This window comes from Clavibacter sp. B3I6 (assembly GCF_030816895.1).
Lineage (GTDB): Bacteria > Actinomycetota > Actinomycetes > Actinomycetales > Microbacteriaceae > Clavibacter.
Window position 1 is genome coordinate 904,281 of the sequence record NZ_JAUSYL010000001.1, and the last position, 19,765, is coordinate 924,045.

Annotated in this window: 15 protein-coding genes; 9 read left to right on the forward strand and 6 right to left on the reverse strand. The window is 73.9% G+C overall.

Going from position 1 to position 19,765, the window contains the following annotated elements; translation table 11 throughout:
• Nucleotides 1-921, forward strand: coding sequence for a carbohydrate ABC transporter permease (locus QFZ62_RS04250; RefSeq protein WP_373425938.1), 921 nt, complete (start codon nucleotides 1-3; stop codon nucleotides 919-921).
• A 135-nt stretch (nucleotides 922-1,056) separates the two neighbouring features.
• Nucleotides 1,057-4,083, forward strand: a complete 3,027-nt coding sequence (locus QFZ62_RS04255; RefSeq protein ID WP_307502120.1) for a glycoside hydrolase family 38 C-terminal domain-containing protein — start codon at nucleotides 1,057-1,059, stop codon at nucleotides 4,081-4,083.
• A 59-nt stretch (nucleotides 4,084-4,142) separates the two neighbouring features.
• Here the strand turns inward: QFZ62_RS04255 and QFZ62_RS04260 are convergent, their stop codons facing one another.
• Together QFZ62_RS04260 and QFZ62_RS04265 are read right to left on the reverse strand one after the other, a co-directional pair.
• Nucleotides 4,143-5,342: a mandelate racemase/muconate lactonizing enzyme family protein gene (locus tag QFZ62_RS04260; protein ID WP_307502123.1), complete on the reverse strand. Its 1,200-nt coding sequence runs from the start codon at nucleotides 5,340-5,342 to the stop codon at nucleotides 4,143-4,145.
• A 79-nt stretch (nucleotides 5,343-5,421) separates the two neighbouring features.
• Nucleotides 5,422-6,612, reverse strand: coding sequence for a fumarylacetoacetate hydrolase family protein (locus QFZ62_RS04265; RefSeq protein ID WP_307502125.1), 1,191 nt, complete (start codon nucleotides 6,610-6,612; stop codon nucleotides 5,422-5,424).
• A gap of 110 nt (nucleotides 6,613-6,722) precedes the next feature.
• On the opposite strand from QFZ62_RS04265, the gene QFZ62_RS04270 reads away from it, so the two are divergent.
• From QFZ62_RS04270 to QFZ62_RS04285, 4 genes are all read left to right on the forward strand, one after another.
• Nucleotides 6,723-7,769, forward strand: coding sequence for a LacI family DNA-binding transcriptional regulator (locus QFZ62_RS04270; RefSeq protein ID WP_307502128.1), 1,047 nt, complete (start codon nucleotides 6,723-6,725; stop codon nucleotides 7,767-7,769).
• 98 nt (nucleotides 7,770-7,867) lie between these two features.
• On the forward strand, nucleotides 7,868-8,599 hold the full coding sequence (locus QFZ62_RS04275; RefSeq protein ID WP_307502130.1) for a hypothetical protein: 732 nt from the start codon (nucleotides 7,868-7,870) through the stop codon (nucleotides 8,597-8,599).
• Between the two features lie 50 nt (nucleotides 8,600-8,649).
• Complete coding sequence (locus QFZ62_RS04280; RefSeq protein ID WP_307502134.1) at nucleotides 8,650-9,693, forward strand: NAD(P)-dependent alcohol dehydrogenase; 1,044 nt, start codon at nucleotides 8,650-8,652, stop codon at nucleotides 9,691-9,693.
• Between the two features lie 237 nt (nucleotides 9,694-9,930).
• A complete protein-coding gene (locus QFZ62_RS04285; RefSeq protein WP_307502136.1) occupies nucleotides 9,931-11,028 on the forward strand; it encodes an acyl-CoA desaturase in 1,098 nt (365 codons plus the stop codon).
• A 130-nt stretch (nucleotides 11,029-11,158) separates the two neighbouring features.
• On the opposite strand, the gene QFZ62_RS04290 is transcribed toward QFZ62_RS04285, so the two are convergent.
• The 4 genes from QFZ62_RS04290 to QFZ62_RS04305 all read right to left on the reverse strand — a co-directional run bounded on the left by QFZ62_RS04290 (nucleotide 11,159) and on the right by QFZ62_RS04305 (nucleotide 17,221).
• Nucleotides 11,159-12,337, reverse strand: a complete 1,179-nt coding sequence (locus tag QFZ62_RS04290; RefSeq protein WP_307502139.1) for an AAA family ATPase — start codon at nucleotides 12,335-12,337, stop codon at nucleotides 11,159-11,161.
• A 120-nt stretch (nucleotides 12,338-12,457) separates the two neighbouring features.
• The gene (locus QFZ62_RS04295) at nucleotides 12,458-13,474 is read right to left on the reverse strand and encodes a diacylglycerol kinase family protein (RefSeq protein ID WP_307502141.1); all 1,017 of its coding nucleotides are present in this window, start codon (nucleotides 13,472-13,474) and stop codon (nucleotides 12,458-12,460) included.
• A gap of 137 nt (nucleotides 13,475-13,611) precedes the next feature.
• On the reverse strand, nucleotides 13,612-15,441 hold the full coding sequence (locus tag QFZ62_RS04300; protein WP_307502143.1) for a BCCT family transporter: 1,830 nt from the start codon (nucleotides 15,439-15,441) through the stop codon (nucleotides 13,612-13,614).
• 124 nt (nucleotides 15,442-15,565) lie between these two features.
• Complete coding sequence (locus tag QFZ62_RS04305) at nucleotides 15,566-17,221, reverse strand: cell wall metabolism sensor histidine kinase WalK (protein ID WP_307502146.1); 1,656 nt, start codon at nucleotides 17,219-17,221, stop codon at nucleotides 15,566-15,568.
• A gap of 336 nt (nucleotides 17,222-17,557) precedes the next feature.
• Between QFZ62_RS04305 and QFZ62_RS04310 the strand changes: the two genes are divergently transcribed.
• The 3 genes from QFZ62_RS04310 to QFZ62_RS04320 all read left to right on the forward strand — a co-directional run bounded on the left by QFZ62_RS04310 (nucleotide 17,558) and on the right by QFZ62_RS04320 (nucleotide 19,763).
• The gene (locus QFZ62_RS04310) at nucleotides 17,558-18,106 is read left to right on the forward strand and encodes an alternate-type signal peptide domain-containing protein (RefSeq protein ID WP_307502149.1); all 549 of its coding nucleotides are present in this window, start codon (nucleotides 17,558-17,560) and stop codon (nucleotides 18,104-18,106) included.
• A gap of 155 nt (nucleotides 18,107-18,261) precedes the next feature.
• Nucleotides 18,262-18,867 carry a TasA family protein gene (locus tag QFZ62_RS04315; RefSeq protein WP_307502152.1) on the forward strand — a complete coding sequence of 202 codons (606 nt, stop codon included), beginning with the start codon at nucleotides 18,262-18,264 and terminating at the stop codon, nucleotides 18,865-18,867.
• A complete protein-coding gene (locus QFZ62_RS04320) occupies nucleotides 18,864-19,763 on the forward strand; it encodes a hypothetical protein (RefSeq protein WP_307502157.1) in 900 nt (299 codons plus the stop codon). The genes QFZ62_RS04315 and QFZ62_RS04320 overlap by 4 nt, the downstream gene beginning before the upstream one ends.
• Nucleotides 19,764-19,765 lie beyond the last annotated feature (2 nt).

A 19,765-nucleotide genomic window follows, 5' to 3' on the forward strand; every position in this document is an offset into this window, starting at 1 on the left:
ATGGCCGTGACCACGACGGCGCCGGCACCCGCCCGCGCCTCCCGCCCCCGCCGCGCGGACCGCCGCGCCGCCCGCCCGTCCGGGACCCGCATGACCTCCCCGAGCGGGCGCGTGATGCGCGTCGTCGCGAACGGCGTGCTCGTCGTCGTCGCCCTGTGCTTCGCCGTGCCGCTCGTCTGGCTCGTGCTCGCGTCGGTCGACCGGTCGGCGACGCTGTCCGCCCGGATCCCGGAGGAGTTCACGCTCGACAACTTCACGGCCGTGCTCACGCCGGAGATCTCGTTCATCCCGCTGATGAACAGCCTCGTGCTCTCGGGCGGCTGCGCGATCGTGACCGTGGTGGTCGCGATCCTCGCCGCCTACCCGCTGTCCCGGTACCGGATGCGGATCAACAAGCCGTTCCTCTACGGGATCCTGTTCGGCACGTGCCTCCCCATCACCGCGATGATGGTGCCCGTCTACAGCCTCTTCGTCACGCTCGACCTCATCGACTCGATCGGCGGCACGGTCTTCTTCCTCGCCGCCACGAGCCTGCCGATGGCCATCTGGATGGCGAAGAACTTCATGGACTCGGTCCCGATCTCCCTCGAGGAGGCCGCCTGGACCGACGGCGCGTCGATGATGCGCACGCTCACCCACATCGTCGTGCCGCTCATGCGGCCGGGGATCGCGGTGGTGTTCATCTTCGTGTTCATCCAGGCGTGGGGGAACTTCTTCGTGCCCTTCATCCTGCTGCTGAGCCCGGACAAGCAGCCGGCCGCCGTGAGCATCTTCAACTTCTTCGGGCAGTACGGCTCGGTCGCCTACGGGCAGCTCGCGGCGTTCTCGCTCGTCTACTCGGTGCCCGTCATCGCGCTGTACGTGCTCGTCTCGCGCACGCTCGGCGGGTCGAACGCCCTGGCCGGCGCCGTGAAGGGCTGATCCGCAGGCGGCCGCCGGTGCGCCGGCGGCCGCCATCCGCACGACCGCACCATCCGCACGACCGCACCATCCGCACGACCCGCACCGCCGATCCACCCGCCCGCGGCCCGCCCGCGCCATCGACTGGAGATGACCATGCCCCCCACCACCGCGCTCGCCGAGGCCCGCATCGCCCGCTTCGTGCAGGACCGCCTCCTCCCCCACGTCCACCGCCGTCGGCTGCCGCTCGCCATCGAGGCGTGGGACGCGCCGGGCGAGCCCGTGCCGTTCGCCGAGGCCGTGCGACAGGAGCTCCGGCCCTTCGCGGTGGGCACGCCGTGGAGCCGGGCGTGGGGCACCACGTGGTTCCACGTCATGGGCGAGGTGCCCGCGGACGGCGCGCTGGAGGGCACGGCGCTCGAGGTGCTCGTCGACCTCGGCTTCAGCGACCGCCAGCCCGGGTTCCAGGCCGAGGGCCTCGTGCACCGGCCCGACGGCAGCGTCGTGAAGGCCATCGAGCCGTACAACGGCTACGTGCCGCTCGCGGCGATCGGCGCGGGCACGGCACCCGGCACGCGCATCGACCTCTGGATCGAGGCGGCGTCGAACCCCGACATCGGCGGCGACACCTTCCACGGCGAGACGCCGCTCGGCGACCTGGCGACCGCCGGCGACGAGCCCATCTACCGGCTGCGCACCATGGACCTGGCCTGGCGCGACGAGACCGTGTGGGAGCTCGACCGCGACGTCTGGACGCTGCGCGGGCTGATGGGCCAGCTGGATCCGGCCTCGTCCCGGCGCGCGGAGATCCTCGCGGCGCTCGAGCGCATGTGCGACGCGGTAGACCCCGACGACGTCGCCGGCACCGCCGCCGCGGGCCGCCGGGAGCTCGAGGCCGTCCTGGCGGCACCCGCTCACGCGAGCGCGCACCGCGTGACCGCGGTCGGCCACGCGCACATCGACTCCGCGTGGCTGTGGCCCGTGCGGGAGACCCGCCGCAAGGTCGCGCGCACGTTCTCGAACGTGCTCGCGCTCATGGACGAGGATCCCGACTTCGTGTTCGCCGCCTCCAGCGCCCAGCAGTACGCGTGGCTCAAGGAGGACCACCCGGAGCTGTTCGAGAGGCTGCGGCAGCGCGTCGCCGAGGGCCGGTTCGTGCCGGTCGGCGGGATGTGGGTCGAGTCGGACACGAACATGCCGGGCGGCGAGGCGCTCGTCCGCCAGCTCGTGCAGGGCAAGCGGTTCTTCCTCGAGGAGTTCGGGATCGACGCCCGCGAGGTGTGGCTGCCCGACTCGTTCGGCTACTCGGGCGCGCTCCCGCAGATCGTGCGCGGCGCGGGCGCCGAGTACTTCTTCACGCAGAAGCAGTCGTGGAACGAGACGAACACGATGCCGCACCACACGTTCCTCTGGGAGGGCATCGACGGCAGCCGCGTCTTCACGCACTTCCCGCCCGTGGACTCCTACAACTCCGACCTCTCCGGCGAGGACCTCGCGCGCGCCGAGCGGCAGCACGCCGAGAAGGCCGTGGCCAACGCGTCGATCGTCCCGTTCGGCTGGGGCGACGGCGGCGGCGGCCCGACCCGGGAGATGACGGCCGCCGCGCACCGCACGCGTGACCTCGAGGGGTCGCCGCGCGTGACCCTCGGCAGCCCGCTCGACTTCTTCGACGCCGCGAAGGCGGAGCTCCGGGATCCGCACGTGTGGTCGGGCGAGATGTACCTCGAGTTCCACCGCGGCACCTACACGTCGCAGGCGCGCACGAAGCAGGGCAACCGGCGGAGCGAGCACCTGCTGCGCGAGGCCGAGCTGTGGCTGGCGACCGCCGCCGTGCGGGGCCACGTGGAGTACCCGCACGACGAGCTCGACGCGCTGTGGCGCACCGTGCTCCTGCTGCAGTTCCACGACATCCTGCCGGGCACCTCGATCGCGTGGGTGCACCAGGAGGCGGAGCGCGAGCACGCGCGGGTGCAGGGCCGGCTGCGCGAGCTCGTCGCCGAGGCGCAGAGCGCGCTCGCGGGCGCGGGCGACCGGCGGATCGCGTTCAACGCGGCGCCGGTGGACGCGGTGGGCGTCGCCGCGCTGTCGGCCGCCGCCGTGGATCCCGCGGACGGCTGCCCCGCGCCCGTCGCGGACGGCGACGGCTGGGTCCTCGACAACGGCCTCGTCCGCGCGCGGTTCTCGGCCGACGGCACCGTCTCCTCGCTCGTGGACGCCGCGTCCGGCCGCGACCTCGTCGCCCCGGGCCAGCGCCTCGGCCTCCTCCAGCTGTTCCGCGACACCCCGAACCAGTGGGACGCGTGGGACATCGACGACGCGTACCGCCGCAACCGCACCGACCTCACCGACGTGGCCGACATCCGGATCGACGGCGCGTCGCTCGTGGTCGAGCGCGCGTTCGGCGCCTCGCGCGTCACCCAGACGTGGACCCTGCCCGCCGGCGAGCCGGAGCTGCAGGTGGTCACCGACGTCGACTGGCACGAGCGGCAGAAGCTCCTCAAGCTCGCGTTCCCGCTCGACGTGCACGCCGACCGCGCCGCCTCCGAGGTGCAGTTCGGGCACGTGCAGCGGGTGACGCACGCCAACACGTCGTGGGAGACGGCGCGGTTCGAGACGGTCGCGCACCGCTGGGTGCACGTGGGCGAGCCGGGCTTCGGCGTGGCGGTCGCGAACGACGCGACGTACGGGCACGACATGACGCGGATCCCCCGCCCCGACGGCGGCAGCGCGACCCTCGTGCGCCAGTCGCTCCTGCGGGCGCCCGTGTTCCCCGACCCGCACGCCGACCAGGGCCGGCACGTGCTGCGCTCCGCGGTCCGGGTCGCGCCCGACGTGCTCGACGCGGCCGACGCCGGCTACCGGCTCAACCTGCCGGTGCGCGAGGTGGCGGGCGACCACGGCGTCGCGTCGCTCGTGACGTCGTCGTCGCCGGCCGTGGTGATCGAGGCCGTGAAGCTCGCCGAGGACCGCTCGGGCGACCTCGTCGTGCGGCTCTACGAGGCGCGGGGCGGCCGCGAGGCGACCGTGGTGCGCGTGGATCCGGACGCGGGCCTCGGCGCCGCCCGCCGCACGGACCTGCTGGAGCGGACCCTCGAGGGCCACGACGTCGTCCCCGCCGGGGAGGGCGTGCCGATCACGCTGCGGCCGTTCGAGATCGCGACCCTGCGGTTCGCGCGCGGCTGACCCGCGACGACGGGGCGGGGCGCTGCGGGACAGGGCGCCCGCCCCGCGGCGGTCAGGTGTCAGGCGGACGCGGCGCCCGGCCCCCGCGGCGCGATCGGCTCCCCGCCCCGCGTGAAGTACGAGCGGGCGTCCCGCGGCCGGATGTCCGCGACCGCGTCCTGGAAGAGCCGCATCGGGTGCGGCGTGAACGGGTGCTCCGCGATGGCGTCGAGGTCGAGCTCGATGCCGAGGCCCACGCCCTCGGGGATCATCACGTCCCCCTCCGCCGTGAGCTCGAGCCGCTCGTCCGAGATGTCGGACCGCCACGGCACGTCCACCGCCATGATCTCGAGGTACCGGAAGTTCGGCAGCGTCGCGCCGAGCTGCAGCGTCGCCGCCGTCGACAGCGGGCCGCTCGGGTTGTGCGGCGCGAACGGCACGTGGTGGTGCGCGGCGAGCGTGGAGATGAAGGACAGCTCCATCAGCCCGCCGGCGTGCGTCACGTCGGGCTGCACGAAGTCGACGGCCCCGCGCGCGAGCGGACCGACGAACCCCTGCCGGCCGTACCAGCGCTCCCCCGCGGCGATCGCGACGGGCGACTTCGACCGGATCTCGATCATCGCGTCCACGCCCTCCGGCGGGCACGGCTCCTCGAGGAACACCGGGTCGTAGCGCTCGAGGCGCCGGGCGATGCGGATCGCGGTGGGCACGTCGAAGCGCCCGTGCCCCTCGATGAAGAGCTCGACGTCGCCGCCGACGGCGTCGCGCACGGCGGCGACGGACTCGAGCATGCGGTCGATGTCGCGATCCGTCGCGTGCCGCTCGGCCGCCTCGAACGGGTCCCACTTGAGGCCGCGGAAGCCGGTCGCGACGGTCGCCACCGCGGCGGCCGCGAGGTCCTCGGGCGCGCTGATCCCGGAGAACCAGCCGTTCGCGTAGGCCCGGACCCGGTCGCGCACCTGGCCGCCGAGCATCCGGTGCACGGGCACGCCGAGCTCGCGGGCGGAGATGTCCCAGAGCGCCGTCTCGAGGGCGCTGAGCGCCGTGCCCGTCACGGGACCGCCGCGCCAGTACGCGTCGCGGGAGACCTCGTGCACGGTCTCGGCGATGCGCCGCGGATCACGGCCGAGCACCGCCCGCTCGAGCACCTGCACGGCGCCCTGCACCGCGTGCTCCTGTCCCTCGAGCGTCGCCTCGGCGACGCCCGTGAGGCCCTCGTCGGTCTCGACCCGCAGGAAGACGAGGTTGGTGCGGTAGAAGTCGACGACGACCGTGCTCACGCGCGTGACCCTCACGGGGTGCCCTGCTCTCCGGTAGCGGTGGCGACGGAGGTGTCGGGGTCCGTGTCGGTGCCGCCGGTCACGCGGATCCGCTCCCCGCCAGGTGCCGCAGGAGCGCGCGCACGCCGAAGGTCCAGGGCGCGCAGTCCTCGGCGGCGCGCACGCGGTTCTCCAACGTGCCGAGCCGCGGCGACGAGATGCGGACGACGTCGTCCACGTGGTGCGTGAAGCCGCGGCCCGGGGCGTCGCGGTCCTCCGTGGGCGCGAACATCGTGCCGAGCATCAGCAGCGCGCCGTCGGGGTACGCGTGGTGCGGGCCGATCAGCTGGCGCACGAGGTCGAGCGGGTCGCGCGAGATGAGCGACATGTCGGACACGGCCCGGAGCGCGAACCCGTCGGCGCCGTCCACCCGCAGCGACACCCGGAGCGCGCGCACGTCGTCCATGCCGAAGGAGTCGTCGAGCAGCCGGATGAAGGGGCCCACCGCGCCGGACGCGTTGGCGTCCTTCGCGCGGCCGAGCAGCAGGGCGCTCCGGCCCTCCACGTCGCGGAGGTTCACGTCATTCGCCAGCGTCGCGCCGACGACCCTCCCCGCCGACGAGACGACCAGCGCGACCTCGGGCTCGGGGTTGTTCCACGCGCTCGCCGCGAGCACGCCCACGTCCTCGCCCGTGCCCACGGTCGACAGCGGCTGCCCCTTCGTGAAGATCTCGGCGTCCGTGCCGAGGCCCACCTCGAGGTACGGGCTCCAGGTGCCCGCCGCGAGCATGGCGTCCCGGAGGCGGAGGGCCGCCAGGGATCCGGGCACGACGTCGCGGATCTCCGCGCCGAGCATCAGGGTGAGCTCCTCGCGCACGGCCGCGGCCGCCGTCGGGTCTCCCCCGGCGCGCTCCTCGATGACGCGCTCCAGGAGCGACGCCGCGAACGTCACACCCGCGGCCTTGACCGCCTGGAGGTCGACGGGCGAGAGGATCCACGGGCGCGCGGGGTCCCGGCCGTCCGGCCGCGCGTTCGCGATGACCTCGTCGACCGTGCCCAGCGGACGCGCGGGGGCCTCCTGGACGAGGGCGACCGGATCCGGCGCGTCGGCCAGCTCGCTGACGGTGGCGACGACCCTGCTGAGGTCGTGCACGACGCCGTCGCGGACGACCACGGGCGACGGCCCGCCCGTGCGCGGATCCCAGACCCGGCCGACGAGGACGGCCCGCTCGGCGTCCTCGGGCAGCGTGCTCGGCGCCGCGCCCGGCTGCATGTGCGCGTGCTCCTGCATGGCGACCGCTCCGTCCCGCGGCGTGCGGGCGGATCGCCGGCGCATCGTCGCTGGGACGACCTTGGCCCACCCCGCCGCCGCGGTCCACGAGTTTGCGCGAAAATGGGGCCATGCACGACGACGAGGACGAGGACCGTACGGAGCGGGGCGGCCCGACGACCCTCGCCGACGTCGCCCTCCGCGCCGGCGTCTCCGTCTCGAGCGCCTCGCGCGTGCTGGGCGGCCGCGGCGAGGTGCGGGCGGAGACGCGCGCCCGGATCCTGCGCGCCGCCGCCGACCTGGGCTACCGCCGGGCGGGCACCCGTCGCGGCCGGCCGGCGCTGCACGAGCCCCGCCTCATCGAGCTCGTCGTCGGGCGCTTCGGCAACCCGTGGACGCGGACGGTCGCCGAGGCCGCCCGCGATCGCGCCGCCGCCCTCGGCTACGACCTCGCCCTCACGGTGGAGCGCGCGGATCCCGCCGACGACTGGTGCGCGCGCGTCGTCGCCCGCCGCTCCTCCGGCGTGATCCTCGGCGTCACCACCCCCACGGCCGCCGAGCGCGACGCCCTCCGCGACCTCCGCATCCCGCTCGTGCTGCTCGATCCCCGCGCCGAGGTCCCCCGGGGCACGACGTCCGTCGGCACCACGGACCGCGCGGGCGGCCAGGACGCGGGCGCCCACCTCGCCGAGCGCGGCGCGACCGCCTTCCTCGTGGTCGCGGGCGCGCCGCGCTTCCGCTTCGGCCGGGCGCGCGAGGCCGGCTTCCGCGACGCCGTGCGGGCCGCCCGTCCCGACGCTCCCCTGCACCGGATCACGACGGGCTGGTCCGCGGACGAGGTGGTCGACCCCGCCGCGCTCGCCCGCGCCGCCGCCGACGCCGCGGACGCGGGCGGACCCCTCGGCGTCTTCGCGGTCACGGACGACATGGCCTTCGCCGTGTGCCGCGCCGCCGCCGTGGCGGGCCTCCGCATCCCGGGGGACCTCCTGGTGGTGGGCTTCGACGACGAGCCGCGCGCCGCCGTCGCCCGTCCCCCGCTGACGACCGTCCGTCAGCCGCTCGCCGCCATGGCCGCCCGGGCCGTCGACCTCGTGCACGCGGCCCGCACCGGATCCCCGGCCGACGCGCACGTGGAGCTCCCGACGCGCCTCGTGGTGCGCGCGTCCACGGGCGGCTGAGGAGTGGTGTCGCCCGGACAGGGGGCCCGGCGCGACGCTGGGCGAGGCGCGGCGGACGGCAGGATGGACGCGGGCGGGAGCCCCGAGGAGAGGGCCGCATGACCGCCGACGACACCACCGCCGACCGCGACGCGGCACCCGCCGACCCCGGCCGCGAGAACCGCGAGCTGCTGCGCATCGGATGGGACGCCCTCATGACGTGGATCGCCCACGTCCTCACGCCGCGACGCCGCCTCACGGCGCTCGTCGTGGGGATCGCCACCGGCGTCGTCGTGACCCTGCTGCTGCGCGCCCTGCTCCTGCACGCGGACGACTCCGACGGGGACGAGACCGTGCTCGCCGCCGCCCTCGGCCTCGTGATCGGTGCCGTCGCGGGCGCCGTCCCCCTGACGACGTGGCTCTCGCGTGCGTCCCGCCGCATCCGCTCCGCGACGGGTGCGCATCCGCACTGGCGAGATGCCGCGCTCCTCGATCGGTCGGTGGATGCACGTGGCCGCGTGGTCCTCGCCCCGGGGACCGCCGAGCGGATCGCGGTGGAGTCCCGCCGCGCGATCGCGTCGTCCGCGGTCGGGGTGCCCGGCGCGCTCATCCTCCTGGTCACCGTGCTGATCGCCACGCCCGTCGTGCTGCTGCAGGGGACGGTGAGCCTGCAGATGCTCATCGTGCCGCTCTACGTCGTGACGAGCGCCTCCACGCTGTACACGATGGCCCGCGCCGCCGGCCCACTGGCCCTCCTCCGCGACGCCGCCGACGCCGAGCTCGCCCTCCCCGAGTCCGAGCGCCCGGTGCCGCCGCCCGTCGATCCCCCGCGCGGCAGCCGCCTGCCCTGATCCGTGCGGCACCCAGCAGGTTCCCCCACTTGGGGAATACCGTGGGACGCATGAAGGCGCTCCAGTACACCCGCATCGGATCCCAGCCCGAGGTCGTCGAGATCGAGAGGCCGACCCCCGGCCCCGGTCAGGTCCTCCTCCGCGTCACCGCCGCCGGCGTGTGCCACTCGGACGAGTACGTCATGGGCCTGTCGGAGGAGGAGTACCGCGCCGCCGGCTATCCCCTCCCCCTCACGCTCGGCCACGAGGGCGCGGGCGTCGTCGAGGAGCTGGGCGCGGGCGTCGAGCACCTCGCCGTCGGGGACGCCGTCGCCGTGTACGGCCCGTGGGGCTGCGGCCGCTGCCACGCGTGCGCCGAGGGGCGGGAGAACTACTGCGAGAACGCCGCCGCCGAGGGGATCCAGCCTCCCGGGCTCGGGGCCCCCGGTGCGATGGCGGAGTACATGATCGTCGACGACCCGCGCCACCTGGTCCCGCTCGGCGACCTCGACCCGGTCGAGAACGTGTCGCTCACCGACGCGGGCCTGACGCCGTACCACGCCATCAAGACCTCCCTGCCGAAGCTCGGCGCGGGCACGTTCGCGGTCGTCATCGGCACGGGCGGACTCGGCCACGTGGGGATCCAGATCCTCCGCGCCCTGAGCGGGGCCACGGTCATCGCCCTCGACGTGAACGAGGAGAAGCTGGAGCTCGCCCGCCACGTCGGCGCGCACCACACGGTCATCAGCGACGCAGCTGCGGCCGACGGCATCCGGGCGATCACGGGCGGGCGCGGCGTGCAGGCCGTGTTCGACTTCGTCGGCGCCACGCCGACCATGGCGACGGCCGTCCAGGTCGTCGAGCCGGGCGGCGACGTCACCGTCGTCGGCATCGGCGGCGGCACGGTCGAGGTCGGGTTCGGGCGCATCGCGTTCGACGCCGCCCTCCGGATCCCCTACTGGGGCAGCCGGTCCGAGCTCATCGAGGTGCTGGACCTGGCGCGCTCCGGGCAGGTGACGGTCGAGACGCAGCGCTACTCCCTCGACCAGGCTCCCGACGCCTACGCGGCCCTCGCGACAGGTGCCGTCCGGGGTCGCGCGGTCATCGTGCCCTAGCCGCCCAGCAGCCCGTAATCCGCGGAGCGGCGCGGCGGTGTCGCCCATCGACAGCGACACGCCGCCCGCGCTGTGAGTCTCCCTGGTGCGACGCGCCCGTCCCTATGGGAGTGTTGGTCGTGGTTGCCCCAGAATCCCGGCCGCCTGCGTCATGTGCCCACGTGACGTCGACAGACAGCGGCTCGCCACGGCGGCCCGCTCCACCTGGCCGAGAGGCCACGGACGAACGAGCTGACCATGACTGACACCACCGCAGCACCTCGCATCGTGCTCACCCGACCCAAGCGCGGCGGCGGAGCCAACCCCACCACCGAGTACTCGGGCCTCCTCAACACGGTCCGCGACGCCGGCCTCCTGAACCGCCGCGTCGGGTTCTACGTGCTGATGTTCTCCGGCATCACCGCGGCCCTCGTCGGCCTCGGCGCCGGCTTCGTGCTCCTCGGGGACAGCTGGTTCCAGCTGCTCATCGCGGCGGGGCTCGGCATCATCTTCACCCAGTTCGCGTTCCTCGCCCATGAGGCCTCGCATCGCCAGGTGTTCGAGTCCGGCAAGGCCAACGACATCGCCGGCCGCACGCTCGCGAACCTGTTCGTCGGCATCAGCTACTCGTGGTGGATGACGAAGCATTCCCGTCACCACGCCAACCCGAACGTCCTCGGCAAGGATCCGGACATCGAGCGCGACGTCATCTCCTTCACCCCGGAGGACGCCGCCCGCGCCAAGGGCGTCTACGGCTGGTTCACGCGCCACCAGGGCTACGCGTTCTTCCCGATCCTCATGTTCGAGGGCCTCAACCTCCACGTGCACGGCTTCCGCACGGTGTTCGGTCGCGGCAAGGTCGACAAGCGCTGGCTGGAGATCTCGATGCTCTCCACCCGCATCATCGCCTACCTCGCCGTCGTCTTCTTCTTCCTCCCCCTCGGCATGGCGTTCGCGTTCGTCGGTGTCCAGCTCGCGGTGTTCGGCGTCTACATGGGCGCCTCGTTCGCCCCGAACCACAAGGGCATGCCCGTCCTCCCGAAGGACTCCAAGGTCGACTTCCTCCGCCGCCAGGTCCTCACCAGCCGCAACATCAAGAGCACCTGGTTGACCGACATCTACATGGGCGGCCTCAACTACCAGATCGAGCACCACCTCTTCCCCAACATGCCCCGCCCGGCCCTGAAGAAGGCCCAGGTCATCGCCAAGGAGTACTGCGCGACCCACTCGATCCCGTACACCGAGACCACCCTCCTGGCCTCGTACGGCATCGTCGTCGCCTACCTCAACCGGGTCGGCCTCTCCGCCGGCGGCGACCCGTTCGACTGCCCCGCGTCCGCGTCCTTCGGACGCTGATCCCCGGCGGCCAATCCGCCGCACCCGCATCACCCGACGCCTCCCGCTCGCCGCCCTCCGGGCCGCGACCGGGAGGCGTCGTCGTGCGTGCGACGCCCGGCGGTCCGGATGCCGCCGCCCCCGAGGCGGACTAGCGCCTGCCCCAGTCCCAGGACGGCGTGCTGAGCAGCCCCTGCCCGCGGAGGGTCGTCTCGCCGAGCGGCTTCTCGAGCACGAGCTCCCCCGCCTCGGCGTGCGTCGAGATCGCGGCCGCGAGGCCCGGCGCGTGCGTGACCACGAGGATCTGGATCCGCTGCGACGCCTCCGCGATCAGCTCGCCGAGCGCGGGCAGGAGGTCCTGGTGGAGGCTCGTCTCCGGCTCGTTGAGCACCATGAGCTCGGGCGTCTCCGTGGTGAGGAGCGCGGCCGTGAGCATGAGCATCCGGAGCGTGCCGTCCGAGAGCTCGGCCGCGTCGAGCACGCGCAGCACGCCGGGCTGCTCGAGGCCGAGCGTGAGGATGCCGTCCTGCGAGCGGATGACGACGCGCGATCCCGGGAAGGCCCGGTCGACCAGGGCGTCGAGGGCGTCACCGCGCCCCCACTCGCGGATGGTCTGCACGGCCGCCGCGAGGTCCGACCCGTCGCTCGCGAGGACTGGGGTGCGCGTGCCCACCCGCGGCCGTCGGGCCGGCGCATCGGCGTCCGTGCGCAGGTGGTCGTAGAAGCGCCAGCCGCCCATCCGCCGCCGGAGGATCATCGCCTCGGGGCTCGTGACCGCGTCGGCCACCTCGCTGAGCACGCTGAGGTGCGGCGGCACCAGGGCGGGCACGCGCATCCACCCGTCGGCCTCGTCGCGCACGCGCACGTCCTGCCAGCGGCGCTCCAGCACGAGGGACCGCGGCCGGGCCACGGGACCGCTGAAGACCAGCTCGCGCTTGATCTCCGGGTCCCGCCCGAACATGGTCGGCGGCCGGGCCGACGGGTCGCTCTGCGGAATGCCGAGGTCGACGAGGTAGCCCAGGTCGTCGCCCGCGAAGCCCAGCCGCAGCGCGACGGGGCCCTTCCGCATGGTGCCCTGCACCGCGTGCTCCCCGTCGCGCATCGCGCGGGACAGGCCCTCGGGTCCCGCCCACAGGACGGCCTCGAGGCCGCCCTCGCGGGCGAGCGCGCCGACCGCCCCACCCTGCGCCATGTCGGCGATGAGGCGGAGCGCCCGGTAGACGTTGGACTTGCCGCTGCCGTTGGCGCCGGTGACGACGTCGAGGCCGGTGAGCGGGAGCGCCAGGTCGCGGACGGAGCGGTAGCCGGAGACGGCGAGGGTGCGGATCATGCCGCGACCCTCCCACGGGCCGACGACACCCGTCGTCCCCCCGGGGTCGCGACGGCGGCGCGACCCCTGCGCCCCAGGTCGCTGACGGGAGCCGCGGGACGGGCAGCCGGGGGCCGCGGGTCAGGCGTCCTGCGGCACCCGCACCGTGAGGCCGCCGGGCAGCACCTGGATCTTGAAGCCGACGGCGCGGCCGAACGGGTCGCCGTCGAGCTCGATGTCCTCCTCCTTCTCGAGGCGGACGACGACCTCCTCGGCCGTCCGGTACTCGAGCGCGCGGACCTCCTTCTCGGGGCCCATGAGGCGGCGCCCCGCGGCGGTGCGGCGGACGACGCCGTTCTCCCACGCGACCTTGACCCAGATCTGGATCCAGCCGAAGATCCCCTCCGGTCGCATGAGCACCACGTCGAGGATGCCGTCGTCGACCGCGGCGTCCGGCAGCAGCAGGATGTTGGCCGGCAGCGAGCCGCAGTTGCCGACGATCAGGGTGTGCGCGCGGCGGCGGTGCGTGCTGCGGCCGTCGAGGCGGTAGCGCAGGCGCAGCTGGTCGCGGTCGCGGAGGGCCTTGAAGATCGCGTCGACGTAGGCGAGCCAGCCGACCTTCTTCTTCAGCTCCGAGTCGGTGTTGGCGAGCATCTTGGCGTCGATGCCGACGCCGGCCATGACGACGAACACGTGCTTGTCGCGCGTCTCGTCCTGGCGGAGGATCTCGATGGCCGCGAGGTCGACCTTCCGGTCGTGGCCGGAGAACGCGGCCTCGAGCGAGTGCTCCACGTCGTTGAGGGTGAGCTTGAGGTTGCGGGCCAGCAGGTTGCCGGTGCCGGAGGGCAGGAGGCCGAGCGCGACGCCGGATCCGGACATGCCCTCGGCGACGGCGCGGACGGTGCCGTCGCCGCCGGCCGCGATGACCATGTCGACGTCGTGGGACAACGCCTCCTGAGCGGCGCCCTTGCCCGGGTCGTCCTCGCTGGTCTCGAACCAGAGGGTCTCCTCCCAGCCCGCGGTGCCGGCGGCCTGCGCCACCTTCGCCTTCAGGGACTCGAGGTCGACCTTGATGGGGTTGTAGACGACGGCGGCACGGCGACCCGACCCGTCGGTGGGCGATGGTGCGGGAGCGGAGGCGGGGGTGGAGGTCGTCATCATGGTCACCCTACCGACGCGCGCGGCCGCCGAGGAGTGACGGGGCCGCCCGGATGCCGGGCGGCCGGCTGGCCCGTGGACGACGATGCCGACCCGCGCGCGGGGCGCGGGTCGGCATCGTCGGCGTCAGCGGCGCGTCAGGAGCGCCGGGCCTCGTCCTCGTCGCCGAGGGGCTCGCGGATCTCCGCGTCCTCCGGGTCGATGGGGTCGACCGAGAGCTGGAAGTGGTCGCCGTGCTGCTCGACGCCGTTGACGACGGCGTCGCGCATCATCTCGACCGCGACCTGGCGGCGCACGATGAGCGGATCCGTGCGCAGCTCCTTCCAGAGGGCGTAGCAGGCGACGAGCATCACGATCACGAACGGCAGCGAGGCCACGACCGTGAGGTTCTGCAGGCCCGTGAGGGCCTCGGTGCCTCCGCCGCCGATGGCCAGCATGATCGCCGCGACCGCGCCCATGACGACGCCCCAGAAGACGACCACCTTGCGGCTCGGGTGCAGGGCGCCGCGCTGCGAGAGCGTCCCCATCACGATCGACGCGGAGTCCGCGCCGGAGACGAAGAAGATGCCCACGAGCAGCATCACGAGGACGGTGCTGACGCTGGCCAGCGGGTAGTGGTTCAGCAGCTGGAACAGCGTGTTGTCGGACACCACGGCGCCGTCGACGGTCATGTCGCCGTCGACCTGCTGCGCGTGGATCGCGGAGCCGCCGAAGATCGAGAACCAGATGAGGGCCACCAGGCTCGGCGCGAGGAGCACGCCGACCACGAACTCGCGGATGGTGCGGCCGCGGCTGATGCGCGCGATGAACATGCCGACGAACGGCGTCCACGAGATCCACCAGGCCCAGTAGAAGACGGTCCAGCTGGAGAGCCAGGCGCTCATCTCGTCGCCGCCGGTCGCCGCCGTGCGCGACGCCATCTCGGTCATGTCGCCGAGGTAGGCGCCGAGGGTGGCGGGGATGAGGTTGAGGATCAGCAGCGTCGGGCCGACGACGAACACGAAGACGGCGAGCACGACGGCCAGCACCATGTTGATGTTCGACAGCCACTGGATGCCGCGGGCGATGCCCGAGACGGCCGAGAAGATGAACGCGATCGTGAGCACGACGATGATGCCGATGAGCAGCGGGGCCGTGGCCTCGTCCACCCAGCCGTTGAACTCGAGGCCGGCGCCGATCTGCGTGGCGCCGATGCCGAGCGAGGCCGCCGAGCCGAAGAGCGTGGCGAAGATCGCGAGCATGTCGATGACGCGGCCCGCCCAGCCCTCGGTGCGCTTCGTGCCGAGCAGCGGCTGGAAGATGGAGGAGAAGAGCTGCTTGCGGCCCTTCCGGAAGGTGCCGTAGCCGATCGCGATGCCGGCGACCGCGTAGATGGCCCAGGGGTGGAGGCCCCAGTGGAACATCGCGGTGGCCATGGCGGTGCGGATGGCCGCCTCCGACTCCGGCTGCGTGGTGCCGGGCGGCGGGGAGACGAAGAAGCTGAGCGGCTCGGCGGCGCCGAAGAACATCAGGCCGATGCCCATGCCCGCGCTGAACATCATCGCGATCCACGAGACGGTCTTGAACTGCGGCTTCTCGTCGTCGGCGCCCAGCTTGATGCGGCCGTAGCGGCTCGCGGCCAGCCAGATGACGAAGATCACGAAGAAGCTCGCGGCGAGCACGAACAGCCAGCCCGTCTTCTCGATGACCCAGCTCTGCGCGGCGCCCGACACCGAGGCGAGGCCGTCGGTGCTCACGATGCCCCACACCACGAAGCCGACCGCGAGGACCGCCGTGATGCCGAAGACGAGGCGGTCGATCTTGGGGTGCTCGGGCTCGTAGAGGTCGACCGAGCCGGTGAACCGGGCCTCGAGGAGGCGGTGGTCGGAGTGGTCGCGGCGGCTGGGCCGTGTCCCGTCGGGCCCGGATCTGCGCTTCGGGACGAGACGGTCGAGGAGGCGTTCTGCGGACGTGCGCGTGGAGGTCATGGAGGGGATGGGCTCCTGAGGGCTGGAGGGCATGGGCATCGCCCGCAGGGGTCCCACGAGCGACCGGCCGAGTCTAGGCGGACCGCGCGCGGAGGGCCGATTCGCGCTCCGGCCTTGCCATCCGCTATGAGGAGCGGTAGTGGGCGGGCTCGCGCGGGACCGCCGGGAGGGTGGCGACGACGCGCGTCCCGTGGCCGAGGCGGCTGGCGATCCGCAGCGTCCCGCCGTGCGCGACGACCGTGCGCTCGGCGATGGACAGGCCGAGGCCGAGGCCCGGGACGGCGCCGTCGCGCGCCGCCTGCGCCCGGAAGAAGCGGTCGAATACATGGCGCTGGTCCTCCTCGCTGAGGCCCACGCCCGTGTCGGCCACCGCGAGGACCGCGTCGTCCCCGTCGCGTCCGAGGTCGACGTCGATGCGGCCGGACGGGGTGAAGGCGATCGCGTTGGCGACCAGCGCCTCGACCACCTGCGCGAGCCGGTCGGCGTCGCCGTCGAGCAGCACCCCGGGCTCGAGGCGCGCCTGCAGCTCCAGCCCGCGCTCGGCGGCCCGGTCGGCGGCGGCGCGGACGACGGCGTCCACGCGGGCGGTCAGGTCGAGGGGTCCGCGCGTGAGGGCCGGGCCCTGGTCCGCGCCCGCGAGGAGCGAGCCGATGATGCCGGACAGCTGGTCGACGTTCCGCTGGATGACCGCGAGCTCGCCCGCGATGCCGAGCGCCTCGGGGTCGTGCAGCTCGCCGATGAGGTCGAGGTAGCCGACGATGCTGGTGAGCGGCGTCCGCAGCTCGTGCGACACGGTGGCGAGGAACTCGTCGCGCACCTGCACGGCCTGCGCGAGGTCGGTGACGTCGTAGGCCGCGAGCACCGTGCCCGTGCGCGGGCCGGGGCCGCGGCCGATGGCCCGCACGGAGAGCACCAGGGCGCGCTGGTTGCCCGGCTCGCCCACCCAGTAGACGGGGCCGTGGACCTTGTCGGCGTACAGGGCCTCGAGCAGGACCTTGCCGTCGCGGGCCACGGGCGTCACGCGGTCGGATCCGTAGACGGCCGTGGCCCGGCCGCTCACGGGGTCGTACCCCGCGATCTGGAGGAGCTCGCGGACCGCGGAGTTGCGGAGGACGGGCCGGTCCTCGGCGTCGAAGAAGACGATGCCCACGTCGACGGCGTCGGCGACGTCCCGGAACGTCGCGGTCAGCTCGCGCGACTCGTGGAGGAGGCGCGCCTGCGCCTCCGTCGCCTCGGCGAGCTCGCGCCGGTCCCGCCGCTGGGTCGCCGCCGCCTGCGCGGCCGCGGTGACCAGCAGGGTCATGAGGAGGAGCCCGCCGCCGAGGTCCGCCCAGGCCGTGGTCGTCGCGGGAAGGGCGCCGTCGCGGAGCAGGGGGAGGAGGGTGATGGCGAGCGCACCCGCGACGGCCACGGCGACGCCGCCCGCGGGGAACGCGAAGACGAGCCAGAGGAGCGGGATGACCACGAGGAGGGTGGCCGCCGGCAGGGTGGCGGAGGTGGCGTCGCGGAGCACCGCGACCGCGAGCAGGTCGACCGCCGGCACGGCGATGAGGAGGGCCGAGGGAGCGCGGCCGATCGCGAGGACGGCGGCGAGGACCGAGGCGAGCGCCACCACGGCGAGCGCGGACAGGTACCACGCGTCGGCCTGCACCTCGGGCTCGACCACGGCGACGAGGACCGCCACGACCACGCAGCTGAGGACGAACGGCACCTGAGCGCGGGCGGACCGCCGCCGCCGCTCGTCCGCGGGTGACCGCACGGGGAGCGCGGCTGCGGACATGCGGTGCCCCTCCTCGGTCGACCGGCGGTGCACGCCGTGGCCCGAGCCTAGACCGGACGGCGTGAGCGGGATCGGGGACGCGCGTGAGGTGGAGCTGGGACGCGCTTGAGGTGGAGCCGCAGACGGCTTGAGGCAAAGCTCGGCGGGACTTGCAGAAGCCCAGCGGGTCGCTTGAGGCCGCTCCGTCAGAGTGGTGTTCGTCGAAGGAACACCGGGACGACACCGCAGGAGCGCCGACCAGGCGCCGACGGAGCACCGGAGACGACCGGCAGGACCCCACCCGCCGCCTCCCCCACGAACATGCGCGGCACACCGCGCGAGAGAACAGGAAACCCCATGAACAAGATCGTCTCCGGTGCCGTCGCAGGTGCCGCTGGAATCGTCCTCCTCCTCGGCGGCGCCGGCAGCTTCGCGCTGTGGAACGCCAACGCCACGGTCGCGGCCTCGAGCGTCTCCGCCGGCAACCTGGCCCTCGCCGCCGACACCACGGGCGTCTGGACCGACATCACCAACGCCAGCACCCCCAAGGTCATCGACCCCGCGACCTACCGCATCGTCCCCGGCAACGTCCTCCAGTACAAGAGCGCCCTCACGGTCACCGCGACCGGCGACGCGCTGGCCGCCGACCTCACGTACAACCCCCTCTCCATCAGCGGCGACGCCGCCCTCAAGGCCGCCGTCACCACCAAGCTCGACGTCACCTCGACCGACGCGAGCATCACCGCCGGCACCGCCGCGAACACCTTCACGGTCAAGCCCTCGACCGCCGCCTCCAAGGTCAACGTCGTCCTCACGGTCACGTTCCCCTCCACCGCGACCACCGGCCAGAACGGCACGCTCTCCTTCGACAAGCTCGCCTTCACGCTCACCCAGCGCGCGATCTAGTCCCCCGCTCCCCTCCTCGCGGTGACGTCACCCGCGGGGAGGGGGCTCCACGTGCGAGGCCGACTCCCCCCGGTGATCCGGCGGCCTCGCACGGCAGCACCGCAGCACCGCACGACCCGCATCCCCACCCGAAGCACGGACAGGAAGTGACCACCATGAGCAGGAAGCCGGCATCCGCCCCGCGTCCCGCCCACGGTCGTCGCTCCACCCGACCGGTCGCGCGCCGCAGCCCGCTGCGCGCGGCCTGGCTGACCACCGGCCTCCTCGCCGCCGTGCTCGTCGCGTCCCTCGCCGCGACCGGCGGCAGCTACGCCCTGTGGAACGGCTCCGCCAGCGCGGTCGCCGCCCCCGTCACCAGCGGCACGAGCGGCCTCGTCGTCACCCAGCAGTCCGCGCTCGACGTGCAGGCGCTCCTCCCCGGCCAGGGCGTCCTCGGCACCTTCACGGCCAGGAACACCGGGACGGTAGCCTTGGACGTGGCCATCTCGGTGCAAGGCACCTCCTCCAACGCCGCCTTCCCGGGCGAGCTGTCGGTGCGCCTCGGATCCGTGTCCTCCACGGGCGCCTGCGTCGCCGGGGCCACCACCTGGTCCGGCCGGCCCGGCCAGCTCGCGACCACGAACGCGTTCGCCCGGGTGCAGCCCGGTGCCTCCTCCATCACGTGCGTGCAGGTCGTCCTCGACGCCGACGCCCCCCAGACCGTCCAGGGCGCCACCGCGCAGCTCACCTTCACCCTCGTCGGCACGCAGGTGCAGCCGTGAGCCGTGCCCGTCGGGCGCAGCCCCGCCATCGGGCCGCCCTCCTCGTCGGCTTCACGGTCCTCCTCCTGGGCGCGGGCGCGACCGCCGGGCATGCGCTCTGGGCGTCCACCGCCACCACCGCGACGAACGTCCGCTCCGCCAGCGTCGCCGTGACCGAGGCCGGGTTCGACAGGCTGGCCGGCGAGCTCACCGCCCAGGCCCCCGCGCGCACCACCGCGGTCGTCGTCGCCAACACCGGATCCACCGCCGGCGCGTGGAAGGGCACGATCACGACCGCCCCGACCAACGACGCGGACCGCGCCCTCGCCTCCGGCACGATGGTCACCGCCTGGGCGTCGACCACCGGCACCTGCGCCGCCAGCACCTCCCCCGCGGCCGGCGCCGTCACGGGATCCTGGGCCTCCCCGCCCGCCCTCTCCGGCTCGCTCGCGGCCGGCGCCAGCGCCACCTGGTGCGTGCGCGCGGTCGGCAACCTGTCGAAGCCCGCCACCGCCAAGGTCGACGCCACCCTCACGACCGTGCTCGGCACGGGCGCCTGGACCGGCCGCGACACCTCGCGCGCCGTGCAGACCACCACCGGGCCCGTCGTCACCGGCGGCTTCCGGTGCACGCCCACGGACGGCGACTGGTACGTCTTCGTGTCGTGGGACGCCTCCACGGCCGCGCAGTCCGAGTCCTACGGCGTCATGGTGAACGGCACCCGCATCGCCACGACGACGGGGTACTACCCCATGACCGGCATCACCCGGGATCAGGTCCCCGCGACCCTCGCCCCCGACGGCACCGTCAAGGTGACGGTCGACCTCCTGCGGAACGGCGTGAGCGTCCGCCAGGTCGCGAGCGGCACCATCGTGGCCTTCAACAACAACGGCACGCGCGGCTTCCGCTGCAACTGAGC